The organism is Emticicia sp. GW821-FHT11C11, assembly GCF_058808615.1.
In genome coordinates, this window is record NZ_JBXARV010000001.1 from 1,613,261 (window position 1) to 1,636,718 (window position 23,458).

At 39.8% G+C, this 23,458-nt stretch carries 21 protein-coding genes and 1 tRNA gene; 9 read left to right on the plus strand and 13 right to left on the minus strand.

Annotated elements, in window-relative coordinates; translation table 11 throughout:
- Window positions 1–22: 22 nt before the first annotated feature.
- The 6 genes from AC1RRY_RS06845 to AC1RRY_RS06870 all read right to left on the minus strand — a co-directional run bounded on the left by AC1RRY_RS06845 (window position 23) and on the right by AC1RRY_RS06870 (window position 5,048).
- Entirely contained in the window at window positions 23–832 is an 810-nt protein-coding gene (locus tag AC1RRY_RS06845) for a glycogen/starch synthase (protein ID WP_492817106.1), read from the minus strand.
- A 205-nt stretch (window positions 833–1,037) separates the two neighbouring features.
- Window positions 1,038–1,847 carry a glutaminyl-peptide cyclotransferase gene (locus AC1RRY_RS06850; protein ID WP_492817104.1) on the minus strand — a complete coding sequence of 270 codons (810 nt, stop codon included), beginning with the start codon at window positions 1,845–1,847 and terminating at the stop codon, window positions 1,038–1,040.
- 89 nt (window positions 1,848–1,936) lie between these two features.
- A complete protein-coding gene (locus tag AC1RRY_RS06855) occupies window positions 1,937–2,566 on the minus strand; it encodes an alpha/beta hydrolase (protein WP_492817102.1) in 630 nt (209 codons plus the stop codon).
- A gap of 19 nt (window positions 2,567–2,585) precedes the next feature.
- Window positions 2,586–3,524, minus strand: a complete 939-nt coding sequence (locus tag AC1RRY_RS06860; protein ID WP_492817100.1) for a ring-cleaving dioxygenase — start codon at window positions 3,522–3,524, stop codon at window positions 2,586–2,588.
- A gap of 145 nt (window positions 3,525–3,669) precedes the next feature.
- Window positions 3,670–4,254 (minus strand): Crp/Fnr family transcriptional regulator, encoded by a 585-nt coding sequence (locus AC1RRY_RS06865; protein WP_492817098.1) that lies wholly within the window; start codon window positions 4,252–4,254, stop codon window positions 3,670–3,672.
- 23 nt (window positions 4,255–4,277) lie between these two features.
- Window positions 4,278–5,048: a M15 family metallopeptidase gene (locus AC1RRY_RS06870; RefSeq protein WP_492817096.1), complete on the minus strand. Its 771-nt coding sequence runs from the start codon at window positions 5,046–5,048 to the stop codon at window positions 4,278–4,280.
- A gap of 115 nt (window positions 5,049–5,163) precedes the next feature.
- Here AC1RRY_RS06870 and AC1RRY_RS06875 point away from each other — a divergent pair, with 115 nt between their 5' ends.
- From AC1RRY_RS06875 to AC1RRY_RS06885, 3 genes are read left to right on the plus strand one after another with little or no spacing between them, the layout of a single operon-like run.
- Window positions 5,164–6,399, plus strand: a complete 1,236-nt coding sequence (locus AC1RRY_RS06875; RefSeq protein WP_492817094.1) for a nucleoside recognition domain-containing protein — start codon at window positions 5,164–5,166, stop codon at window positions 6,397–6,399.
- A 5-nt stretch (window positions 6,400–6,404) separates the two neighbouring features.
- Window positions 6,405–8,357: a sensor histidine kinase gene (locus AC1RRY_RS06880; RefSeq protein ID WP_492817092.1), complete on the plus strand. Its 1,953-nt coding sequence runs from the start codon at window positions 6,405–6,407 to the stop codon at window positions 8,355–8,357.
- A gap of 10 nt (window positions 8,358–8,367) precedes the next feature.
- Window positions 8,368–9,009: a response regulator gene (locus AC1RRY_RS06885; RefSeq protein WP_492817090.1), complete on the plus strand. Its 642-nt coding sequence runs from the start codon at window positions 8,368–8,370 to the stop codon at window positions 9,007–9,009.
- Between the two features lie 477 nt (window positions 9,010–9,486).
- Here AC1RRY_RS06885 and AC1RRY_RS06890 read toward each other — a convergent pair whose 3' ends face one another.
- Window positions 9,487–10,338: a glycoside hydrolase family 16 protein gene (locus tag AC1RRY_RS06890; RefSeq protein ID WP_492817088.1), complete on the minus strand. Its 852-nt coding sequence runs from the start codon at window positions 10,336–10,338 to the stop codon at window positions 9,487–9,489.
- A 219-nt stretch (window positions 10,339–10,557) separates the two neighbouring features.
- Here AC1RRY_RS06890 and AC1RRY_RS06895 point away from each other — a divergent pair, with 219 nt between their 5' ends.
- Window positions 10,558–11,595, plus strand: coding sequence for an SMP-30/gluconolactonase/LRE family protein (locus tag AC1RRY_RS06895; RefSeq protein WP_492817086.1), 1,038 nt, complete (start codon window positions 10,558–10,560; stop codon window positions 11,593–11,595).
- A gap of 80 nt (window positions 11,596–11,675) precedes the next feature.
- A complete protein-coding gene (locus tag AC1RRY_RS06900) occupies window positions 11,676–12,776 on the plus strand; it encodes a PepSY-associated TM helix domain-containing protein (RefSeq protein WP_492817084.1) in 1,101 nt (366 codons plus the stop codon).
- A gap of 50 nt (window positions 12,777–12,826) precedes the next feature.
- Here the strand turns inward: AC1RRY_RS06900 and AC1RRY_RS06905 are convergent, their stop codons facing one another.
- The gene (locus tag AC1RRY_RS06905; protein ID WP_492817082.1) at window positions 12,827–13,756 is read right to left on the minus strand and encodes a sugar phosphate isomerase/epimerase family protein; all 930 of its coding nucleotides are present in this window, start codon (window positions 13,754–13,756) and stop codon (window positions 12,827–12,829) included.
- Window positions 13,757–13,782: 26 nt separating this feature from the next.
- Entirely contained in the window at window positions 13,783–16,287 is a 2,505-nt protein-coding gene (locus AC1RRY_RS06910) for a M14 family metallopeptidase (protein ID WP_492817080.1), read from the minus strand.
- A 180-nt stretch (window positions 16,288–16,467) separates the two neighbouring features.
- On the opposite strand from AC1RRY_RS06910, the gene AC1RRY_RS06915 reads away from it, so the two are divergent.
- Together AC1RRY_RS06915 and AC1RRY_RS06920 are read left to right on the plus strand one after the other, a co-directional pair.
- Window positions 16,468–16,539: transfer RNA gene (locus tag AC1RRY_RS06915), tRNA-Glu, on the plus strand.
- A 494-nt stretch (window positions 16,540–17,033) separates the two neighbouring features.
- Entirely contained in the window at window positions 17,034–17,939 is a 906-nt protein-coding gene (locus tag AC1RRY_RS06920; RefSeq protein WP_492817078.1) for an OmpA family protein, read from the plus strand.
- 82 nt (window positions 17,940–18,021) lie between these two features.
- Here the strand turns inward: AC1RRY_RS06920 and AC1RRY_RS06925 are convergent, their stop codons facing one another.
- The 4 genes from AC1RRY_RS06925 to AC1RRY_RS06940 all read right to left on the minus strand — a co-directional run bounded on the left by AC1RRY_RS06925 (window position 18,022) and on the right by AC1RRY_RS06940 (window position 21,416).
- Window positions 18,022–18,360, minus strand: coding sequence for a hypothetical protein (locus tag AC1RRY_RS06925; RefSeq protein WP_492817076.1), 339 nt, complete (start codon window positions 18,358–18,360; stop codon window positions 18,022–18,024).
- 26 nt (window positions 18,361–18,386) lie between these two features.
- Complete coding sequence (locus AC1RRY_RS06930) at window positions 18,387–20,039, minus strand: M28 family metallopeptidase (protein WP_492817074.1); 1,653 nt, start codon at window positions 20,037–20,039, stop codon at window positions 18,387–18,389.
- A gap of 203 nt (window positions 20,040–20,242) precedes the next feature.
- Window positions 20,243–20,593 (minus strand): DUF5655 domain-containing protein, encoded by a 351-nt coding sequence (locus AC1RRY_RS06935; protein WP_492817072.1) that lies wholly within the window; start codon window positions 20,591–20,593, stop codon window positions 20,243–20,245.
- A gap of 25 nt (window positions 20,594–20,618) precedes the next feature.
- Window positions 20,619–21,416 carry a penicillin-binding transpeptidase domain-containing protein gene (locus AC1RRY_RS06940; protein WP_492817070.1) on the minus strand — a complete coding sequence of 266 codons (798 nt, stop codon included), beginning with the start codon at window positions 21,414–21,416 and terminating at the stop codon, window positions 20,619–20,621.
- 260 nt (window positions 21,417–21,676) lie between these two features.
- Here AC1RRY_RS06940 and AC1RRY_RS06945 point away from each other — a divergent pair, with 260 nt between their 5' ends.
- Both AC1RRY_RS06945 and AC1RRY_RS06950 read left to right on the plus strand, forming a co-directional pair.
- Window positions 21,677–22,084, plus strand: coding sequence for a lipocalin-like domain-containing protein (locus tag AC1RRY_RS06945; protein ID WP_492817068.1), 408 nt, complete (start codon window positions 21,677–21,679; stop codon window positions 22,082–22,084).
- A 101-nt stretch (window positions 22,085–22,185) separates the two neighbouring features.
- Window positions 22,186–23,424: an alkaline phosphatase family protein gene (locus AC1RRY_RS06950; protein WP_492817066.1), complete on the plus strand. Its 1,239-nt coding sequence runs from the start codon at window positions 22,186–22,188 to the stop codon at window positions 23,422–23,424.
- Window positions 23,425–23,458: the final 34 nt, after the last annotated feature.

Below are 23,458 nucleotides of genomic sequence, written 5' to 3' on the forward strand. Positions count from 1 at the left end.
ATGTGTGAAATTTCCGCTATTTTCAAGGAACGAGTTCTGTGTAAAGATTAAAGTACGTTTCTGTAACGTCGTCGTCTTCAATACCTGCTTCAATTTTGTTAGCTGTAATTTCATTCAATAATTTACTTAAATTTTCGTTCATATCCTCGTTAGCTTTCACTATCGAGTCGGCATATTGACAACCAATTTTGATGAAACCTTCAAAGTCAGCAGAGCGTAGATTAGCCAGGGCTTCATCTGATACGTCCATTGCTTTGGCTTTTTCCAGAATGTTTTCGTCAAACTTATGCTCAAAAGCATTATTATAAATTGTAAAAACTGACTTTGTATCTTTGAAAACCGGATCGTTTTTATAAGTTGTTTTCAGATACAAAGGAATCAGAGCTGTCATCCAGTCGGTGCAATGTACGATGTCAGGAGCCCATCCCAGTTTCTTCACAGTTTCAAGAACACCTTTACAGAAAAAGATTGTTCTTTCATCATTGTCATCATAGAAACTTCCCTCTTTATCTAAGAAAACGTATTTCCTGTTAAAATAGTCTTCATTATCTAAAAAATAAACTTGCAACTTAGCACTTGGTATAGAAGCCACTTTAATAATAAGCGGTTTTTCGTCTTCACCTACCGAAATATTGATTCCAGATAATCTTACAACTTCGTGAAGCCGGTTTTTGCGCTCATTGATGGAACCAAAACGTGGAATCAGAATTCTGATTTCCATGCCTTTTTCTTGCATGGCTTGCGGAAGTTTACGAAGAAATTCAGCTACTTCTGAAATTTGCAGGAAGGGATTTATTTCACTGGCAACGTACAGAATACGAAGTTTACGCATATCGATAAAAATAATTTATTTGGGAGTGTCTTCCAAAAAAGTATGCAAAGATACGAAAAAAACTAATAATTTGTAATAAAATCTTTGAAAAACAAATCAATAAGCCCAATAAACTATTAAATAGACCCGAGTAATAAGTAAAAAATACACGCTTTCTACAAGCCAAAACCGTCTGAATCAAATCAGACACCGGATAATCAGATTCTTAATGGCTAAATGTTATTTCATAAACCTTTGGCCACATTTTACCGGTTATATAAATCTTATTGTTGGTAGAGTCGAAGGCAATTCCGTTCATTTCAAGTGATTTCGGATGTTTGGTGCGGGCATCGGCCGCTATAGTTCCAAGGTCTAGTTTTGCAACTACATTTCCGGTAGTGGGGTCAATTTTAACAATCTCATTGGTTTGCCAGATGTTGGCATAAATAAATCCCTTGATAAACTCAAGCTCGTTCAGTTGTTCTTTGGCATAGCCATTTTCTCTTACCGGCAGTGTTTTGATAACAGATAAGGTGCTTGGGTCAAGATAAGTCAGTGTGTAGGTTCCATCACTCATAATCAACGACTGCCCGTCGGTTGTTAATCCCCAGCCCTCAGCGTTGTTAAACGCGAATTCTTTTATTTTAGAGAATGTCTTCAGGTCATATACAAATCCTGTTTTAGACTTGTAAGTAAGCTGATATACTTTATCGTTCAGAATAGCAATGCCTTCACCGAAGTATTTCGATTTATCAAGCCTTACTTTTTTATCAAGTTGCCCAGTTTTTAAATCCAGAATACCGATGACGGATGAAGTCTCTGAAAGTTCTTCTGGTGAACCGGTGCTTTCAAACAATTGATTATTATGCACTAAAAAGCCCTCAGTGAAAGCAGTGGTATCGTGCGGATAAGTGTTAACTAATTGAAAGGGCAGTAGGGGGATACTTTCTTTTTTGTCAGAGGTAGATTCTTCAGCATTGTTACAGGAAAAAAGGATAACAGCTAAGATAAAAATACCCGATAAAGTCTTTTTCATGATTGATAGGCAAAATCTTTCTGCAAATCTAAAAAAACTATTTCAACCGGATACTATCTGTGGCTGTTATCCTTTGCATTTAACTTTTTTTAACCAAAGTGTTTTTGGTACCACTCAACAGAAAGCTGCAAATCATTTTTGGTAAGCTGATGACCTGTCGGGATACTATAACTGTCTATATCGAAACCTGCGTTTTTCAGGATACTGACATATCGGGCAGTATCAGCCTGATTAACCGTAGGGTCAACCATACCGTTGCTCATAAATACAGGCGTGTTTTTAATGGTTTTTAACGCAGCACTAACACTTTTAAAAGGTTGCATAGGCCTGTAGAGTATAGCGCCTGCCAGAAAATCAGGATACAGCACCAATGTGCTTCCGGCAATATTGGCACCATTCGAATATCCTAAGGCTATTACTTTCGAGCTATCGAAATGCTCTTTCACGGATAATTCTTTGATAAAGTTTACCATTTCGTGTGTGCGGAATGTTAAATCTTTTTCATCGAATATGCCCATGCCCAATCTTTTGAAAAACCTGGGCATTCCATTCTCGGATACATTCCCTCTTAAACTCAGAATATTGAAATCGTTACCAAAATCTTTGGCAATGGGGAGCAGATCCCGCTCGTCGCCGCCTGTGCCGTGCAGGAGCAACAAGGTGTTTGCTCCTGCCTGACCTGCGGGCTCATATACATATTTTAATGATTGAAAGTCCATAATAAATGAGCGGTTTGTTTTAATCCAGTTTTACCAAATGTGCTTCTATCTCTTTCCTGCGAGACTCATATTGAGCAGGCAGTTTAAGATTAGTGCCCAATTCTTCCAAAGACTCATCGACCGTGAAACCGGGATTGTCAGTGGCAATTTCAAACAATACGCCACCCGGTTCTCTGAAATACAAAGAATGGAAGTAATTACGATCTATTTGCGGGGTAATATGAAAACCTAAGTCCTGAATTTTTTTGTGGTATTCCATTTGTGTTGCGTCGTCTTTCACCCTGAATGCAATGTGATGCACCGTGCCACCGGCGCCTAAACCTCTGGCTTCGTTGGGTAGTTCAACCAGATCGATAATGTTGGCAGTTTCAATGGCATCAGTTGCATACCGATAACGGTTAGCTTCCTGTGCTATCAGTTTATACCCGAACACCTCTGTTAATACCGCTGCAGTAGGTTTAATGTCATTGAGCGTAATAGTGGTGTTATAAAAACCTCTGGTTGCTGCATCGGCTTTTACTTCATCAGTTTCATATGGTTTTCTGGCGTCTGCCTTTTTTGGTACAATCAGTTCCAGTTTTAAACCATCCGGATCAAGAAAAGTAAGATACTTTTCGCCGAATCTTTCTGATGGCTTGTTATAAATGACATTGTACTTTTTAAAACGTTCAACCCAGAAATCCAGACTGCCCTCAGGCACAGCATAGCCGATTTCAGTGGCCATGCCAGCTCCACGTTTGCCTTGCCTTACCGCATTACCCCAAGGGAAGAAAGTAAGTACAGAACCGGGAGTACCCTCGCCATCGGCAAAGTAAAAATGGTATGTACCGGGGTCGTCAAAGTTCACAGTTCTTTTAATGAAACGAAGGCCTAATACTTTTGTATAAAAGTTGAAATTGCGTTTGGCATCTCCCGCTATTGCGGTTATGTGGTGTATGCCTAATATGTTATTTTCCATTGTCTGTTTTATTTTATAATTCAAGAATTGTTTTGTTTCAAACCGCAACACCTTTGTTGTTGATTTGATGATACAAAATTGCAGCCTTGAAAATTCAAAAACATTGAACTAGGACAAGAAGTGAAGCAGATAGTGATAGAGAGGCTCAGGTTTTGTTTTTGGCCAGCTTGGTTCTCACCTTACTCAGAAACTCTGGTGAAAAACCCAGATAAGAGGCTATATAATGCTGGGCTACCCTTTGAGGGATGGTGGGGTATCTTTCCAGAAAATCAAGATATTTTTCAACAGCTGTGGTGGCAATGGTCTGAAAAAGCCTTTCTTGCAGGCGGGTAAGGTTTCTTTGTACCATCAGTCTGAACATGCGTTCAAACCGGGGTACCTGCGCCAGTAATTTTTCTTTGGTTTCAGGCGTCAGTAAAAGTAACTCACAGTCTTCCAGTGCCTCTATGAACATCCGGCTTGGCTTTTGGTCATGAAAACTGGCTATGTCGCTCACCCACCAGTTTTCAATGGCAAATTGCAGCGTTACTTCAGCACCGCTGGGATCTAAATAATAGGTGCGGATACACCCTTTTTTAATAAATGCTTCAAATCTGCATACTTCGCCTTCCTGAAGCAGAAACGTTTTTTTTGCAACACTTTTAGGTTGAAGTATTGCATTAAACACGGCTACTTCATCAGCTGTAAAATTGGCATAGCGGGCAATGTAAGCATTTATCTCTTCAAACATAGATTAAAACCTGTGGACTGTAATTACTCGATAATTTTGTAAAGTTCTTTGGCTCTGGCACGTGAAATGGCATTAAAATGCCACCATTCGCTGTCAATGCGCATATAGCCCGCTTTTTGCATAGCATTGCGTAAAATCAGTCGGTTAGCTATCTGTTTCTCTGTGAGTTTGCCTTCCACCAGCATCTGATCTTCATAAATGGGGTAGGCCAGATCACCAAAATAGTCATATTTAGTGCCCATGTCCAGCGGTTTTCCGGTTTTAGTGTTAAAAACAGTGAGATCGACTGCTGACCCAAAGTTATGAATAGAACCTTCTGCCGGATTCGCTACAAAGTCGGATCTTTTAGCAGGGGGTATGGTGTCTAGCATGGCCCATAATTTGTGTTGCACCGACAGCGGCCTTGAACTGTCATAAACCAGCAGTCTGTAATCAGGATACTGGCTTTGCAGAATCTTACTGGCTTTGGCCAGCATTTCCGCGGGTTTCTGCTGCATATAGGCGCGGGTTAGGTCACCGTATACATCGGCATGAACAAAATTGTCAGTAGTAGAATATTTTAATTCAACCATAATGGTCGAGTCGAGGGTCTGTAAATTTACCAGCCCCTGGTTTATCATGCGCTGTTCTAATTCCGGAATTTTTTCTTCTGTTACAGCCACAATAGTATCTTTAGGTACCAGAACTGTATCAACTTTAGTGCTATCACCTGTTTTGGTAGTGGTTGTAGAAGTGCAACCTGCTATCAGCAGTGCAATAGTTGCGATTCCTGAAATTAGCTTTAGTTTTGTCATTGAATTGTTCGTTAGGCTTGTAAGGTAGATTTTTGCAGAAAATGACGTACAAGCAATTATAAATCTTGGTTTATTTATATCTTGCCAACAAATCTAACCCTAAAATCTCAAATTTATGGCATTAAACTACATTTGGGTAGCATTTTTTCTTATAGCATTTGTCATTGCCCTGATCAAAGTCATTTTTACCGGAGACACCGAAATATTTAAACTGGTGGTTGACGGTATGTTTGACTCGGCAAAGCTGGCTGTAATGGATATAGCTCTACCTTTAGCCGGTGTAATGACGTTCTTTTTGGGAATACTGAAAGTGGGAGAAGAAGCGGGAGTAATCAGAAGAATGGCCAGAATTATCGGGCCGTTTTTCAGCAAACTTTTTCCTGAAGTACCCAAGGATCATCCGGCAAACGGACAGATGATTATGAATTTTTCTGCCAATATGCTGGGCTTAGATAATGCTGCTACACCCTTTGGGCTGAAAGCCATGCAAAGTTTGCAGGAACTGAACCCGCATAAAGATACCGCAAGCAATGCCCAGATTATGTTTATGGTACTGCACAGCGCAGGGCCTGTACTGATACCATTAAGTATTATGGCGCAACGGGCTATATACAATGCGGCCGATCCCTCAGATATTTTTATTCCGGCGCTTATATCGGTATATGTAGCAACACTAACAGGTATGCTGTTTGTAGGAATAAAGCAGAGAATCAATTTTTTTGATAAGACTCTATTTTCGTGGCTGGCAGGATTAACGGCATTTATCGGATTCGTCATCTGGTATTTTGCGCGTTTATCGAAAGAGGAAATCGAAACTACTTCCAAGATAGTGAGCAATATGATACTCATGATTTTTATTGTGGGTTTTATAGGAGGGGCCGTCTACAAAAAGGTTGATGTTTTCTCGGCATTTATTGACGGTGCCAAAAACGGATTTGAGACATCGGTAAAAGTTATTCCTTATCTGGTCGGCATGCTGGTAGCCATCAGTGTTTTTCGGAATAGTGGTGCTCTGACCTATATCGTTGATGGCTTGAAGTGGGTGATCGGACTTACGGGTGTTAATACCGATTTTACGGATGCGCTTCCTACAGCCTTGATGCACCCTTTAAGTGGCAGTGGGTCGAGAGCCATGATGATTGACGCCATGAAAACCTATGGTGCTGATTCGTTCGTTGGCCGGTTGTCATGCGTTTTTCAGGCTTGTTCAGACACTATTCTGTATGTGTTGGCGCTGTACTTTGGTTATGTTAGCATAAAACATACCCGTTATACGTTGGTTGCAGGCTTACTGGCCGATTTAGCCGGAGTAGTTACTGCTATTATTGTTTCTTATATTTTCTTTTATTGATTTCTATGAAACTGCAAGTCATCATAAGATTAATGCAATCCTATAGCAAAGCATGCAGTGTTTTATGTTTTTTTTTCTTTGTCAGCATCAGTCCTGAGCTGCTGGGACAAGATACAACCAATGTTATTTTATTAGATTATGATGGCAGTTGGCAGAAACAAAATATGCCGGCGGGGCTTCATTATTTTCAGGACAAAAGCCGTAAACTTACCATTCAAAAAATACTAAGGTCTCCGAAAAAATTCCGCTTCAAGCAGACGAAAGGCAATGCACCGACTTTCTGGGCAAGAGGTAACCCGTTCTGGTTTAAGTTTAAGCTAAAGAACTCAACACAAATAGATCAGAATTTTATTCTTGATTTGCCTACACCGTTATACGATGTGGGACACCTCTACGTGGTTGACAGCAATGTAGTTCGAAGTGAACAGTTTCTTTCCTGGAGAGTGCCCCAACTTGAAAGACCCGTTAAGCACAGAAACTTTTTTTTCCCTGTTAGACTGAAAGCCAATCAGGAAGTTGTATGCTATCTGAAACTCCAGAAAGAAGTCGGGTCTATCTGGGCTCCCATAACTGTCTGGGAAAGAAATGCGTTCGATTATTATTATTACTCAACCGACTATCATAACTGGGGGCTGGTAACAGGCATATTAATGTTTGTGGTTATTTTGTCTTTTCTTCTGTTGTTTGCGTTTAAAGACATGCTCTATTTTTATTATGGAATATATGTCTGGATGGCCCTGGGATTCTTAGCCAGTACACAGGCGTATTTTATCAGATATTATATGAATGGCTCATTTGGTGTGCCGGGCAACAGGCTCAAGTATGTAGCTTCATTGTTATTTCTTATTTCAGGGCTTTTGTTTATACGCAAATACCTACGATGGGATCTGCTTAAAACCCGGGTAGTGAATAATCTGACCTGGGGTTTAATTGGTATACTCACAGGCATGCTTATTTGTCTGTATGTAGATAATCTTTTGTTGGGTGGTATCTTATTTGAAAAGTACCTTTCTATAGTGAACCGGGCCCTGGGAGTTGTATTCTGGATACCCACTACGTATGTAATTCTCAGTTCAATTTATTGTATTTACGTAGGCCATTTTAAAAAAGAAGCCTTTTATTTCCTTTTAGCTAATTTTCCTATAGCTCTGATTGTTTTCTATTCGGCATTAAGCAACTATGAAATTGTGCAGGGCAGCCGTTTAGTTGAAATGGATTATTTCGCTTTTGCATTTATTATAGAAATTGTCGTTTTAATGGTTTTACTCGCCTACAGATTAAAGGCCATGCAGGATACATCTGAACGACTTTTCAGAGAGAAGGCTGTGGCGCAGCAGCAAAGAACAGAGGCCATTCTACAGGCAGAAGAAAGAGAAAGAGTAAGAATAGCCCGTGATCTGCATGATGGAGTAGGCCAAATGCTTGCTGCTGCCAGAATGGCATTGGGGAATTTTATGGCAAAAAGAAAAGTTGAAAATGAGCATATCCAGAATTCTCTTGATTTGCTGGAAGATAGTATCAAGGAAATCAGAGAGATTTCGCATAATATGATGCCGGGTGCATTGACAAAACTGGGGTTGTCAACAGCCATGAAACAGTTTGTCAATAAAGTCAATTCTTTAGGAGAACTACAGATCGAATTACAGATAATAGGACTTAAAGAACGCTTGAATGAAAAAATTGAAACCATGCTCTACAGGGTTGTGCAGGAGGTTCTGAGCAATATTATAAGGCATGCCGAAGCAACCAAAGTAAGTATTGAACTCGTAAAACATGAAAAGGAATTAGTACTGATAATAGAAGACAACGGAAAAGGTTTTGACAATGCAGAAGTAAAAAATCAGGGGATTGGAATTAAAAATGTGACCACAAGAGTAGAATATTTGAATGGAAGTGTTAATTTTGATTCCGCAATTGGAAGAGGAACGAGTGTAATTGTTGAAATCCCTCTTGTCTGATTTAAACCTAATGACTGCCAAACTCAAAATTTTAATTGTTGACGATCATCAGATTCTGATTGATGGTATTGAAGCTATGCTTCAGGATGTCGATAATTTTGAGGTAGTAGGTAAATTATTAGACGGAAAACTGGCACTGTCTTATCTTCTCGAAAACAAGGTCGATATTCTACTAACAGACCTGTACATGCCTAAAATGACAGGCATAGAACTTACTCAAAAAGTTAAAAAGGAATTTCCGCATGTAAAAATACTGGCGCTTTCGGTTTCTTATGATGTGTCGATAGTACATGACCTAATGGATGCCGGAATATCAGGTTTTATATTGAAAACCATAGGCCGTAATGAACTGATTGAAGCCATTAATGAGGTGTCTAAAGGGAATGTTTATTTTAGCCGGGAAGTTTCAAACGAAATCTTAAGAAGCCTTGCAAACAGGAGCGAGCTTGAAGAAGAGGTGTATCGTCTTACCGATAGAGAAATAGAAATTTTAAAGCTCATAGCAAGGGAATATTCCAATGCTGAGATCGCTAAACAATTGTATATTTCTGAAAGAACAGTGGAAACCCATCGAAAGAATATCTACCGCAAGACCAACACCAAAACCATTGTTGGGTTAATAAAATATGCCGTTGAACGGAAACTGATTTAAAGATATGCGTACTGGTACGGATGTTAATCTTAAAAAATACCCTGCAGTGGGTATTGGCATGCTTGATAGTCTTTGCGATATTTGCACTACAAACACGAGAGTGTTATAGCCATGAAGACGCCCTTCTTCATATTCAATTAACTTAACAAGTTTTAATAGCAGATTCCAACCTTTTTTGAGTGTTAGGAATCATAAGTTAAGACAAAAATTAAGTAAAATGAAGAAGTTTTTTTACGAATATTTCGATGAAATTGTTGTAGTAATGTTTTTTGTTGCAATTATAGCGATAAATGCATGCAAAGCATAAGGCGAAAGCCCTAAAGTCACCGGCCCGTTCGCAAACACCAACGGCTCGATGATTTTAATAATCAACAGCAGTTTGACGAGAGCAAAAGCAAGAGTCATCTGATTCTTGCTTTTCTTATTTTAACACAATTACTCCTTACAACTTCCTTTTCCCGCTATCCACTTTTAACTTTATTTTTTTACTGCGCGGTAGACTCTTACGTAGTCTACCTCCATGCGTTGGGGGAAGATACTGTCATCAATACCCTGCTGACCACCCCAACCTCCGCCAATGGCTATATTTAGCAATAAGTGAAACTTCTTGTCGAAAGGCCATTCTGCCCAACCGTAATTACTTTGTTTCGGAAAAGTGAAATATTTGTTGCCATCAATTTCAATACTAATCGCATCGGGTGTCCACTCGCAGGCATAAATGTGAAAACCGTCTGATACACCCGGCACAACAATATTATTACCTTTATTGGTCTTGATGGTATGGTTAAACGCTTTCGTGTGAATATTACCGTGAACGCGGTCCTGATCAAAACCTACGTGCTCAATGATATCTATTTCGCCGTTGTCAGGCCAATAATTAGCGCCATAAGATTTATCAGTAGCCAACATCCATCCGGCAGGCCAGGTGCCTCTGCCTTTAGGTAGCTTGGCTTTTATTTCAAAACGTCCGTATAGAAAATCGCCTTTATTTTTGGTTACCAATCGCGCCGAAGTGTAGTCGTTATTTTCATATTTTTCTTTTCTTGCTTCTATTATTAATACACCGTTTTCAACACGTGCATTTTTGGCATCTTTGGTATAGTATTGTTTTTCAGCATTTCCCCAGCCGTGTCCTCCGATATCGTAGCCCCATTTGCTGGCATCAGGCAAACCAGTATAATTAAACTCATCTGCCCATACCGGGGCCGAATCATCAATTACATATACAGGTGGTTGCGGATCAGTTGCTTCTTTTGTGTCGATTTTCTGGCAGGCAACATACAGGGTGAGTACTGACAGGCTCAGGCAAAACAGGAATGGTTTTCTCATAGGTATAAATAGATTTAAAAGCAATTTTAAGCATTTATCTGATTAATGAATCACTTATCAGAAAAATATTTCTCTGAAACATTCGATGCCCTCGGCAGGAAAGACAATTTATTCTATTCTCACAATTGATTGAGCCGAATTTTGCCTCCGAAAATTACATTTTCAATTTCTTTTTGTTCATTTGTATAATTTCAACCTGAATTTATCGAATCTATCATTATGAAACGCTGGATAAAAATTGCCCTGGCGCTACTGCTTATTTTAGCCGCATTTATATTAAAAACTCTCTGGAATTCCGGCGCCTTTACGAATATTGAAGCTCATTTTGATGGGACAATTAAAGAAATTTACGGATTTACCGGGGCAGAAGATATTACCATAGATAAAACCACAGGATTAGCCCTCGTGTCGTCGAGTATGTATACAGAGAATGCGCCTAATGGCAATATCTATCTGCTTAATTGTAATGAAGCATCCCCGAAACCGATAAACCTGACCCAAAACCTGCCATTGAATGATTTCCACCCGCATGGTATCAGTTTGTATCAATTACCTGATGGAAAAAAACAGCTGTTTGTGGTTAATCACCGGAAATCAGACACATCGGTTGAGATATTTTTGTTTACTGACAGCAGTCTGGTTCATAATGAAACCATAACTGATGCGTTGTTCATCAGCCCGAACGATATTGTTGGAGTAGGTGAGCGCCAGTTTTATTTTACCAACGACCACGATGAAGTAAAGTCCTGGTGGCGTTCAAAGAAAGATTTATTACAGATACCCATGGGAAATGTAGGTTATTTTGATGGCAAAAAGACAAGAATTGTGGCATATGATTTGTTGTATGCCAATGGAATCAACGTAAATTATGATGGAAAGAAATTGTACGTAGCAGCTACAACAGGAAGGAAAATCGTAATATTTGACCGCGACATAGCTACTGGCAACTTAACCGAAAACAGCGAGATTGCTATTAATGGAGCCGATAATATTGAAACGGATGAAGCGGGAGATTTGTGGGTAGGATGTCACCCTAAATTACTGGCTTTTCTAGCACATGCCCGTGACCACTCAAAACTGTCGCCGTCTGAGGTAATTAAGATTTCTTTTGCATCTGAACAACCGAAACTGGAAAGCGTTTACCTGAACGATGGCACTCCTTTATCTGGCTCAAGCGTAGGGGCAGTATGGCGGAATAAACTGCTGATTGGCAGTGTTTTCGGAGAAAAAGTCTTACTGGGCTCATGGAAAAAATAAGGTTACAAACTGTGTTAATACTGAATCAGAATGCAGGATAAAATCCGGTGACTTGCGATAGAAATACTACCAGAGTAAAAATGAAATTTAAACGGCAGCTTTTTAAGATACATAGTTGGTTAGGGCTTATTAATGGCTTTTTTCTGATACTACTGGGGCTCAGTGGCTCTGCACTGATATTTAAAAAGGAGATTGACAATTGGGCAAATAAAGAACTGCTTACAGTGCCGGTAAAGGAACCCCGCCTGCCTTTAGACTATTTCTATAAGGATATTACACGACGGTATCCGGCACTTGATGGAATAGCCTGGATGAATCCTGATGATGCCGCTGATAAGGCATACAATTTCAGGCTATATCTGAACGATGCACGGATAACGAGTTATGACTTAGGCCTTATTACCTTTGATCCTTACACAGGCCGAATTCTACGCGAAGGAGAACTAGATGATTTGAACCCGAGTGCTATAGAATGGATATACCAGTACCATTTCAGTTTGCAATTAGGTGTACCCGGAGCCGCCTATGTAGCGCTGCTGGGAATTGGCATCCTTATTTCAATTCTGACGGGAATCGTCATTTACAGAAAGCATATAGTGAAAGTGCTGACATTCCGGATGAGAGTTAACCGCAAAAACTGGCGGACAATTACATCAGATTTACATCGGATCGTAGGCGTATGGTCTTTGTTTTTCAATGCCATTATTGCTTTTACCGGGTTCTGGCTGAATCTGTTTACTTTTGATAGTGACGTTTGGGCTAAAGAGGTAGTGCCAACCCAACCAAATACACTTGCCAGGTATTCTCTCGATTCATTATACAAGCAGGCCTTAGTAGAAATGCCTGATCTGATGCCTGACTATGTGTATCTTCCGACTCAGCCACAGAAGAAATTGATAGTAAGAGGACAAATAAAAAATGAGGGGAAAATCTGGGCAGGTAGTAATTCGGTCGAATACAATGCATTAACTGGCAAACTGATACAAATAAACCGGATTGCCAATGAGAGTGTTTGGAATAAACTTGAAGCTACGTTCTATTCATTGCATATTGGCAGTTATGGAGGGTTACCCATCAGAATTATCTATGTAATAACCGGCTTAACCCCCGGTATACTATCTATTACTGGCTTCATGCTCTGGGTAAGGCGCAGAAAAAAGCAAAAACCCGGTAAAAAATAAGCGTTCGCAAGCTGAATTACGAACGCTTATGAAATAGCTAATAAGGCAGATTAATACAAAACGCTTCTTAGTAAATCTACACTTTTCTTCACACCTGTTTGAGGATCTTCGTTTCCTTCAAATTCAATAGATACGTATCCCTGGTAGTTTACTTTTTTCAGAATATCGGCTATTCGTTTATAGTCGAGATCAAGGCTGTACCATACGCCACCGCCATAATAGGTTTTGGCTTGTACAAAATTGGTTTGCGGGGCAATTTTTTCAAGCTTATCATAAGGGTTTTCAAGAAAATTGCCCGTGTCCATCAATAATCCTAACCACGGAGAATCAATAGCATTTTTAATACGCAGCATACCCTCAGGTGTTGAACCAAGACCCCAGTGATTTTCCAGAGCCAGCAGCACACCACATTCTTCAGCTTTTTTCAAACACTGCTGAATACTGTCGATACACCATTTGAAAGCTTCATCGTCAGTATAACCTGCTATGGCAGGCTCAATACCTCTTTTGGCCATAAAATCGTCGAAAGACTTGATTGTACCCCAACGACCGGTGTTTAAGCGCATACATGGAATTCCCATTTTATACGCCAACTCAATGCAATGATTGGTGTGGTCGATGTGCTGTTTCAATACTGCTTTGTCAGGAGAAACAAAGCCCTGATGGATCGACAGACAGGTCATGGCGATACCATTTACAAAGGCATGCTTTTTCAGCTTCTGCAGATAAGCGTTGTCTTCTCCGGCCATCTGGCGATGCAATACATCAATACCTTCGAGCCCTAGTTTCGCAGCTTCATCAATTACTTTTTCAATCGGGAATTTCTCACCTTTAAAATGCCAGTAAGAATAGCTTGACACACTTAGTTTAATTTTTCCCGCTGCTGGAACAACAGGTTGTGCCTGAGCTAAAGCAGGAGCACATGCCGCTGCACTGCCAAGTGCGGCGGTTTTAAGAAATGAACGGCGGGTTGAATGCATGAGAGTTAAACGTAAATTAGGTTATTTTAATAGACTAAGAATACTGCATTACCAAATAGTAATTTCCCTCCATACCAGAAACCTCTGAAAATCGGATCATCGGCCATGTATACGATTTTGCCTCGTCCCAATTCATGAACCCCGAGAATCATCGTATTTTTCATTTTGTCTTTGGCTTTCTGACCTACAAATCCTGTGATATAATTATTATCTTTCAAATAGCCTACATTCCAGCCCTCTTTCAGGTATTCAAAACTGTAAGGATCGCGTGCAAGCAGGTAATAGCTACCATCAGTACCATAGCCCAACGGATGGGTTTTATCAACTTCTACTTTGTATATGGCTCCGACAACCTGTTCTGAAATACTTTCGCGTTCACGGGTGCCGTAGGTTTTCAATTCTGGTTTATCTTTCCCTTCGCTGTCTTTGTCTTTTTTACGCTTTAAACCAAAACCGTCTTTATCTGCAAAGTAATTAGTAGCTGATTCTAGCGCAATTACTTTACCACCACCCTGAATCCATTTCTTTAGGGCATCACCATTGCCAAAAATTTTATCATAGCTGCCATCGGCCAGAATCAACACATCCAGTTGGTCAAGAGGCACGCGTGAAAAAGTTGAGCCTTCAATTACCGTAATCGGATAATTGATCTGTTGTTCAAAGAAATGCCATACTTCACCAAAGGCAGTAGGAGACACGCCGTCACCCGAAATGACTGCTACCCTCGGATTTTTCAGTACATTCACAGAGCTTGAACCAAAGTCGTTACCCGAAGTAACCATACCTGAGTTGGTTGCCAGTAAATCAATACCGAAAGTTTTGGCTGCCGATTGAACAATTTTATCGAACGAATCTTCCAGGCGAAGGTTGTTGGTTCTTGTAATGATAATGGAGCCTATATCGAATTTTCTTCCGCCGGTTTCAAAAGGATTTTCATTGAAACGAACTTTGATACCTTTTGACAGAATATGGGTTAAGAATTTTACATCTTCAAATGAGCTATAAGACGCCACATAAGCATAAGGCTTGCCGTCAACATTCAATGCCGGGATAGTATAACTTGATTGCGGATTGCCAACCGATAGTTTCTCTTTGGTTGCGTAAGCCTTTAAGCCATAAGCATAGGGGAGTCCCCAGGCTGTAATATCATAGGTCAGCGAGTCTTCCAATACTGTTTTGGGTTCAAATAGAATCTTAACAAAAGTACCTTTAGGCTGATACGTACTCACAATCAAATCATTGTTTTCAACTTTGAAACTTTCCTCTTTCAGATTCTGATAGTTAATACCTGAAGCAGAAGCTTCTTTACCCGCAAAACCATACGTAATATTGAGTTTATCAAGCAGGCCTGTTAAGGCTTTTACTTTTGCTTCGCTGCCTTTGCTTTTCAGAACAAACGACTTATAAGTGCCAACGGGGTTGTTTTTGTTGCGCTCGAAGAATTTCACGAACTCATCGACAGTTTTATCTGCCCTGGATGATATGGCTTCTAATGTAGCCAGACTGGCAGAAAAATGATGCGATATGCGGTATGACAATGTCAGGGTATCTCCATCGTCTTTTGCTATGGCAATACCGGCCCGGCCGCCACCGCCTTGTTCGTAGGTCATCCCTATGGCTCCGTTATAAGAAGGGTAAGTATCACCATAACTCGGATAAAGCAGGTCATAGCTTTCTTTTGAAAAATACAGCCAGTAGTTTTTATCAAAATACTTTTTGTTGTATTCGCCAATAGTCTGTTGAAATTCTCTTTGCCAGGTAGTAAGGTCTTCATGAAAAGGTCTTGCTGATGGTGGAAAATAGTAAGGGCTATTTACTCCCATTTCATGAAAATCAGCATGCAGGTGTGGCATCCACTGATTGTAGATTTTAAGCCTTTGAGCCGAAATCTCCTGTGTTTGCCAGGCCCAGTCACGGTTGGGGTCAAACAAATAGTGGTTGAAGCGCCCACCCGGCCATGGTTCGTTATGTTCAGCAGCAAAAGGGGTCGCATTAAACACTTTGCTCGATACACGGTTATACCATTGAGCGTACCGGTCTCTTCCGTCAGGGTTGATACACGGGTCTATCAATACCACTGTGTTTTTTAATATATTCTGAGTAACTGTATTGCTTTTATTAAGCATTTCATAGAGCACCTGCATCACTGCCTCAGAGCTTACGGCTTCATTACCATGCACATTGTAACTTAGCCACGCAATGGCAGGTACTTTTACAGTGGGTTTCCCTTCCAGTAAGCCAATGTTTTTAAGATTTGAAGTACGGATATCTTCCAGCTTCGGTAGGTTTTCAGGAGTAGCTATTGCAACCAGTATAAGCGGGCGGCCTTCAAATGTAGTGCCGTAGTCAAATATTTTTACCTGTGTCGGATTCTGAGCGGCTATGTATCTGGCATATTCTACTATGCGATGATGAAAACTGAATTTAGTTCCTAATTTGTAGCCAAGAAATTCGTCGGGTGTTTTAGTTTTTTGGGCTTGAACCCATAAAGAATTAACAAAGAGTAGGCAATACAGAAATATTCTTTTCATGTCTTAGTTTGAGGTGGTTTTCATATAAGCATCAAATATAATATTTTTCGTTCTGAAAATGAGCCGGAAAAAAGATTTTGAAATTTTTTTAGTTTTTTTTTGTGCTACTCTTGCATTGTAAAAAAAAGGTCGTACTTTTGCACCACAATTTTGGAACGCAGACGATAAATGGAACCAGCCGGCCCTATCGTCTAGCGGTTAGGACAAGTCCCTTTCACGGATTAAACAGGGGTTCGATTCCCCTTAGGGTCACAAAATCGCTGCAAAAGCAAAATTGTAAGAGCCTGATAATGAGATATTTATCAGGCTCTTGTTTTATATTCTCAGTAATTTTGTCAGTGAAAACAATCGATGTTGAAACAAAGCTGACAGAAGAAATTCTAAGAATTTTATTACAGCACGAATGGTAAATAAGAGACTTGCATTTTTATTTACAGCAATCAAGGTTTTATTAAAAAATTAAAGTATTTTTGTTTTCAGTGTATACATAACCGTTGGTTATTTCAGGCACAATCGGAACGCCGCTTAATAATTGATTTCATAAGCTAAATGATAGCTTAATGAATTAAAAAATAATAAAATTTGCACTTTATTAAGGCATTTTTTATTGAAAAATAGTACTTTTTCACTCTGTTTTAGTATTTATAGTTAAAAATCAAAAAGAGAGATCATATTTAATTTTTTATTAATTCATAATTTTTCAAATTTGTGAAATTTTTCACCCTAAACACAAAGTAGATTAGTGTATGAGAACCCCTTCTAAGTTTCTATTTTTTATTGTAGTAGGTATTTTAATGTCGTCGTGTGTGGCGAAAAAGAAGTATGCAGGTCTTCAACAACAGTACGAAAAAGCGCAAGCTGATTTGGTAAAATGTGGAGATACCGTACAAGACTACAAAGACCGTCTGTCGAAATCTGAGCAAGAAAAAGCAAGCTTAGGTACATCATCACAAGGTGAGATCAGACAACGCGATGCGCAAATCAAAGATTTGAGAGATCAGGTAGCTGATTTGAAAGGTCTTCGCGACAAACAAATTGAGCAGGTAGGTAATCTGACTGTTCTTTCAAAAGCAGCTAACGACAACATCGATAAAACTTTGGCGCAATTGGAGCAAAAAGATAAGTATATCAACTTATTGCATGCTGCCAGAACTAAAGCCGATTCTATTAACCTTGCTTTGGCGGTTAATTTAACCCGCGTATTGAGTTCAGGTATTGAAGACAAAGACATTGATGTTAAAGTTGATAAAACTGTTGTAATGATTAATATCTCTGACAAAATGTTGTTCGCAAGCGGAAGTTTCAAACTTTCGACCAGATCAAATGAAGTTTTAGGTAAAATTGCACAGATCATCAAGTCTCGTCCTGACCTTGAGGTTATGATTGAAGGTTACACAGACAACGTTGCTATCCACAATGATTGTATCAATGATAACTGGGATTTGAGCGTAAAAAGAGCTACTTCTGTAGCGCGTTCGCTACAAGCCAATTTCAAAGTTGATCCAAACAGATTGATTGCAGCTGGTAGAGGTGAGTATAACGTTCTTACAAGCAATGATACTGCTGAAGGTCGTGCAACTAACCGTCGTACAAGAATCATTTTGATGCCGAAATTGGATCAGTTCTACGATTTGTTGAATCCTGATAAATGAGATTCTAAATAGAGCAGATAGATATATAAAAAATGAGCCGGTCAGGATTTTCCCGACCGGCTCATTTTTTATAGCTGCTTTTTTATTTCAGGCTCTTGAAATGTGCGTAGGTAACTCCGATAATAATGGCCGGAATCGTGATTGAGAATAAGGTCCAGGAGCCAATGCTGATCAGAACAATCTGATGTAAAACATTGAAAACAAGGTAAATGTAAAGTCCCCATCTTTTTAAGAGCCAGATGCCTCCGGTGCCTAAATAACTGACAACGACTGAAAAAGCAAGATAGAGTGGGTACCAGGGACCAACTTTTTTACTCTCACTAAAAAAAATAAGAGGTATAGATAAAGAAGCCCACACAAAAGCTACGGTACAGATAAATGTAATGGCCGATGGCCTGTTTGTTTCAGTTGATTGAGTCATTGTACTATGTTATAGTATAGTCTGAATTATTTTTTTCTTAATGCTTTGAACTCCGAGCCTTCTTTCCATTGAGGCCAGGTGGTTTCAAAAGCTAGTCTTTTACCTATCTGGAATAATAAGATAGTGTCTTCTAACCCACCTTCCATTTTCCAGGTTGAGGCATTGTATTCGTCAGTGGTTTGGTGGTAAAATTTTTCGGTATATAACTCCTGTTGTGTCTTGCCATATTCCTTACCCTTAGCAATTTCGTCAATCCCGATTCCTGTTGTTAAAGCAGGAACACCTACTTTGGCGAAGCTGAAATGATCTGAACGGAAATAATGTCCTGCCTCTGGATGTGCTTCCGGCGCAATGTAACGACCTTTGCTTTCTACTTCTTTCTTCAGGTAGTCTTCCAACTCAGACTGGCCTTCACCAGCAATGGAGATGTCTTTGGTGCGGCCAAAATTGTTGATAACATCAATATTCAGATTACCCACTGTTTCATTAGCCGGATATACTGGATTCTGCGCATAATAGGCTGAGCCCAGCAAGCCTTGTTCTTCGCCGGTAACAAATAAGAAAACAATGCTGCGCTCCGGTTTGTTGGTCATATTTTTAAAAGCCCGGGCAATTTCAAGAATAGCGGCTGTTCCGCTGGCATTGTCCAAAGCACCGTTGTAGATAGAATCACCTTTGGCGTCAGGTTTACCAATACCGAAGTGATCCCAATGCGCCGTATAAATGATGTACTCGTTCGGGCGTTTGGTACCTGTTATTTTTCCGATTACGTTTTTCGATTCATTGAATACGGCTTTCACTTTCATGGAAGTAGAAAGTTTTATGGGCAACGCAACCGGCTTGAAGCCTTTTGCATTGGCTTTGGCCAGTAGAGATTCGCCTTCACTCACTGTGTTTAATAACTTTTTAGCAGCAGACTCTGTGATCCATCCCTCAACCGGACAACGATACTCTTTGCTTCCGCGTGTATCTAAGTGTTGCTGAGACTTGCCCCATGAGTTTTGTACCACACTGAAAGGATATGAGGCTGCTTTTTCATTATGAACAATCAGACAAGCTTTGGCGCCTTGTCTGGCGGCTTCTTCAAACTTATAGGTCCAGCGTCCATAATAGGTCATTTCTTTCCCTTTAAAAAGCGTGGTATCACCTGTACTGAAGCCCGGGTCATTGACCATCACCAAGACTATTTTCCCTTTTACATCGAGGCCTGCATAATCGTTCCAGTTATATTCAGGAGCTACTACTCCGAAACCCGCAAAAACTACTTCGTCATTATTGAGTGTTATGACAGAATCCGTATTTTCAGTCCAGATAACATAGTCTTCCATGTTTTTCAGGGCGAAATTTCCTTTAGTTGAGGTTACGCTCATGGTTGGGGCACAGGTTGGGGTGATCTCAACCATTGGTACTTTCTGAAAATACTCGTTGCCGTTTCCGGGTTCAATGCCCATATTTTTGAGCGACTGGGTGAGATATTCTACGGTTTTGGTTTCCCCAACAGTAAATGGGCGGCGTCCCTGAAACTCATCTGAAGCAAGTTTGACGATATGCTGTACCAGACTATCCTGATTAAACGAACTCAGGCCGTCCTGCTCGTCGAACGAACTTTCTGATTGACTGCAAGCCGTTGCAATTGCAACGGTAAGTGCTACCAATGAATATGAAAAGATTTTTTGCATAGTGGAATAAGATTGGAAAAATGAAGCAAACGGTCTCAAGTATCGTTTACAGTTATACTCTTGCTCAAATATACTATAATTTTCATTTGGGAGTCAGGAGTAACTTTCATATGGTTCTTAAATTGCTATCTGCTGCTTTACCAAGAACTTTCTACCCTTGCATAAAAAGCGAATGGCCGATTTTGAGAGAGCAGCTTGCCGCACTAGTTTATGCTATCATACAAATGTATAAGTCTGTTGATATTTTCCAGAATGATTTCTACAGGAATATCTTCGGCAGGGTTAAGTAATATACTCTGATACCTGTCTTTCAATCGGACACCCGGTATGGGTTCCTGTAAACATTTATCTTCTACAAAACCTACTTGCAGGCGCTTTTTGGTTACCCAAAGGTATGCCAGTTTTCGCCCCTTGTAAAGAAAAAAAGGTATCTGGAATTTTCGTTCATGGGTAATGAAAGGACTGATGCCCAGAATGATATTCTTTAACGCCAAAAGACAACCCTGTATAGGTTCAGGTTGTTTCAGATAATAAGTTTCAAGTGCTGACGGCATAAGCAGGTCTTATCGAATTCAGTAATTAATCAAGAGCTTTTAATTGCCTCAGTATATTTTTTGTGATTTCTTTACGGCATTGGCTGAAGTTCGGATTGACAGTACTACGCTTTTTTATGATTCGCGTAGCAAAAAAATATACATTATCAGCCCGTTCTACATAGCCTACCCACCAGCCGATGTCATTTCCTTCAACCCGGGTCCATCCGGTTTTTGATCTGATGCTGTAGTTGTCAGTTTTTTCAGTAATCATTACTTTTTTGAGAATCTCCATATTTCTTTTTGAGAAAGGTAGCTTTTCTTCATAAACTTTTATTAAAAATTCAACCTGATTGGCGGCAGAAATAGCAAAAGGGCCAAAATTCCAGAAGTCGTCGTCTTGATGCGACAGATTCTGATTCCCATAACGGCACAATTTCAGATATTTCTGATATCGTTCCTTACCGATTTTCTTTGCCAGTTCAATAAAAACCCAGCCTGCCGATACCTCAAAGGCTTCCTTCACGGTCATGTCTTTGTAGATATCAGGGCGATAACCGTAAAGGGTGGTATCTGTTTTACCTACCCATTTAACTACCTCGTTTTCATCTTTAATGACTCCGGTTTCCAGAGCTATCAGCAAATTAATCACTTTGAAAGTGGAAGCTGGTTGCGTTTCAAATGTAGCATCTGCCTTATTGTTGAACAGCCATTTTTTGTTTTTGTAATCATAGATTGTTGTACTACCCTCAATCTGGCAATCTTTAAAAGGTTTGGCAAAATCGATTTGTGCGGTGGTAATTAAAGAAGAAAGGAAAGCAAAAAAGAATGTAGTATTTCGCATAATGTGGGTTTTATCAGATAACACGGGCATTTAATAAGTTATTGGTCTTTGGTTAAGATTTATTTCTGTTGTCTATCTGTTTGTGATAAATTTATCGAACATCTTTGATTTACAATTGCGTGGCTTCAATTTAAATATATATAGTACAGTATAAATAGAAGAAAACGGTTTGTCTCAATTTAGGATTTGAAAAACGACTTGTTTGTCAGAATAAATTAAGTAATATTGTATAGCATAATCAACTTTAACTACCGGGTTTTATGAAGAATGTTTTGATTTGTCTGCTCTTTTGCTCCCTTTTTGCCTGTAAAGATACCGATACTACTCCTGAAAGTGAGATTGTCGGAAAATGGAAACTGGTGACTTATTGTAAGCCATCCGGAGATAAATCTTGTAATAATATAACGGTTCCTGATAACAAATATGTATTTGTGGAGTTTTCTAATAAAGGACAATTCAACGAATACTATAAAGGAACGATTCCTGCTGAGCATGCTTTTTTAGGCTGTGGAATGGGAAAATATGAACTTGAAAATGGCGATGTAAGAATCAGAGCCATGTGTATGTCATCTTTGCAGGGATCATTGGTCAAAGTGAAGTCGATTTCTGATACCAGGCTGGTTTTATCGTATTTTGAAAACAATGAATTTGTTTTTGAGCGATTATAGTACGCCGCTTATATTTAATATATATTTCATACTTGCTCAAACAAACGGCAGTACTGTTTGATTATCTTTGTAACTCTTAACGTACAACTTATTACTGCCAGATGAAAAAAATCCTTATTTCTTGTTTTATTTTCTGTAGTGCTTTCAGCAGTATAGCACAAACTGCGAAAAAAGCCGTATTTGTTATTGTGGATGGGATTCCGGCCGATGTGATTGAAAAAATAAACAAGCCTCATCTGGACTCTATCGCAGCAATCGGCGGGTATGCACGTGCCTATGTGGGGGGTGAAAAAAAAGCCTATTCGCAAACACCGACTATTTCAGCTGTAGGCTATAACAGCTTGCTGACAGGTACCTGGGTTAACAAGCACAATGTATGGGGCAACGACATAAAGGCTCCTAATTATAACTACTGGACCATCTTCAGATTCCTGAAAGAGCAATATCCCAAAAAGAAAACTGCCGTTTTTTCTACCTGGTTAGATAACCGCACCAAGCTGGTTGGCGAAGACCTGCCCCAAACCGGCAACATCATGACCAATTATCATCTGGATGGGCTGGAACTGGATACAGTTAATTATCCGCATGCCAAAGACAGCAAGTATATTAATCTGATCGATGAGAAAATAGCCGATGCTGCTGCGCAATCTATCAGAACTGATGCTCCGGATTTAACATGGGTGTATCTGGAATTTACTGACGACATGGGCCATCAATTTGGAGACAGCCCTCAGTTTTATTCGGCCATTGAGCAAATGGATAAGCAGGTAGGGCGTGTATGGCAGGCGATACAGTACAGACAGAAAAATTTTAAGGAAGACTGGGTAATCTATATAACGACTGACCACGGTCGTGATGCCAAAACGGGTAAAAACCACGGAGGGCAGTCGGACAGGGAAAGAGGAACCTGGATTGTTACCAATGCCAAAAATCTGAATCCGTATTTCAAGCAATACCAACCGGGCATTGTTGACATTATGCCTTCCATTGCTTCTTTCATGGACTTGACTTTGCCCCGGGAACGATTATTTGAGGTGGATGGCGTGACACTCACCGGAAAGGTATCTGCCGTGCAACCTGCTGCAACTTTTAAAGATGGAAAAATAGATTTAAGCTGGAAAGCCATTGATAAAAAAGGTGCCGCCAAGATATGGTTGAGCACCACTAATGATTTCAAGACCGGAAAAACAGATAGCTATTTGCAGGTGAAAAAAGTGCCGGTTAGTGCAGAAAAAGCTACTATCGATGTAAGTCAATATAATTCTTCATTTTATAAGGTGGTTCTGGAGATGCCACATAATACGCTGAATCGCTGGATTATTTTAGATAAAAAGAATTAGAAATAATCAATTTCATCTTGTCGTCAATCAACGT

Excerpts from the sequence above, each read along its gene's own strand:
- AC1RRY_RS06895 (WP_492817086.1), top strand. The coding sequence starts at position 10,558 with ATGAAACGCTGGATAAAAATTGCCCTGGCGCTACTGCTTATTTTAGCC.
- AC1RRY_RS06865 (WP_492817098.1), bottom strand. The coding sequence starts at position 4,254 with ATGTTTGAAGAGATAAATGCTTACATTGCCCGCTATGCCAATTTTACA.
- AC1RRY_RS06905 (WP_492817082.1), bottom strand. The coding sequence starts at position 13,756 with ATGCATTCAACCCGCCGTTCATTTCTTAAAACCGCCGCACTTGGCAGT.
- AC1RRY_RS06870 (WP_492817096.1), bottom strand. The coding sequence starts at position 5,048 with ATGACAAAACTAAAGCTAATTTCAGGAATCGCAACTATTGCACTGCTG.
- AC1RRY_RS06910 (WP_492817080.1), bottom strand. The coding sequence starts at position 16,287 with ATGAAAAGAATATTTCTGTATTGCCTACTCTTTGTTAATTCTTTATGG.
- AC1RRY_RS06845 (WP_492817106.1), bottom strand. The coding sequence starts at position 832 with ATGCGTAAACTTCGTATTCTGTACGTTGCCAGTGAAATAAATCCCTTC.
- AC1RRY_RS06885 (WP_492817090.1), top strand. The coding sequence starts at position 8,368 with ATGACTGCCAAACTCAAAATTTTAATTGTTGACGATCATCAGATTCTG.
- AC1RRY_RS06930 (WP_492817074.1), bottom strand. The coding sequence starts at position 20,039 with ATGCAAAAAATCTTTTCATATTCATTGGTAGCACTTACCGTTGCAATT.
- AC1RRY_RS06855 (WP_492817102.1), bottom strand. The coding sequence starts at position 2,566 with ATGGACTTTCAATCATTAAAATATGTATATGAGCCCGCAGGTCAGGCA.
- AC1RRY_RS06850 (WP_492817104.1), bottom strand. The coding sequence starts at position 1,847 with ATGAAAAAGACTTTATCGGGTATTTTTATCTTAGCTGTTATCCTTTTT.
- AC1RRY_RS06890 (WP_492817088.1), bottom strand. The coding sequence starts at position 10,338 with ATGAGAAAACCATTCCTGTTTTGCCTGAGCCTGTCAGTACTCACCCTG.
- AC1RRY_RS06940 (WP_492817070.1), bottom strand. The coding sequence starts at position 21,416 with ATGCGAAATACTACATTCTTTTTTGCTTTCCTTTCTTCTTTAATTACC.
- AC1RRY_RS06900 (WP_492817084.1), top strand. The coding sequence starts at position 11,676 with ATGAAATTTAAACGGCAGCTTTTTAAGATACATAGTTGGTTAGGGCTT.
- AC1RRY_RS06935 (WP_492817072.1), bottom strand. The coding sequence starts at position 20,593 with ATGCCGTCAGCACTTGAAACTTATTATCTGAAACAACCTGAACCTATA.
- AC1RRY_RS06925 (WP_492817076.1), bottom strand. The coding sequence starts at position 18,360 with ATGACTCAATCAACTGAAACAAACAGGCCATCGGCCATTACATTTATC.
- AC1RRY_RS06880 (WP_492817092.1), top strand. The coding sequence starts at position 6,405 with ATGAAACTGCAAGTCATCATAAGATTAATGCAATCCTATAGCAAAGCA.
- AC1RRY_RS06875 (WP_492817094.1), top strand. The coding sequence starts at position 5,164 with ATGGCATTAAACTACATTTGGGTAGCATTTTTTCTTATAGCATTTGTC.
- AC1RRY_RS06945 (WP_492817068.1), top strand. The coding sequence starts at position 21,677 with ATGAAGAATGTTTTGATTTGTCTGCTCTTTTGCTCCCTTTTTGCCTGT.
- AC1RRY_RS06950 (WP_492817066.1), top strand. The coding sequence starts at position 22,186 with ATGAAAAAAATCCTTATTTCTTGTTTTATTTTCTGTAGTGCTTTCAGC.
- AC1RRY_RS06860 (WP_492817100.1), bottom strand. The coding sequence starts at position 3,524 with ATGGAAAATAACATATTAGGCATACACCACATAACCGCAATAGCGGGA.
- AC1RRY_RS06920 (WP_492817078.1), top strand. The coding sequence starts at position 17,034 with ATGAGAACCCCTTCTAAGTTTCTATTTTTTATTGTAGTAGGTATTTTA.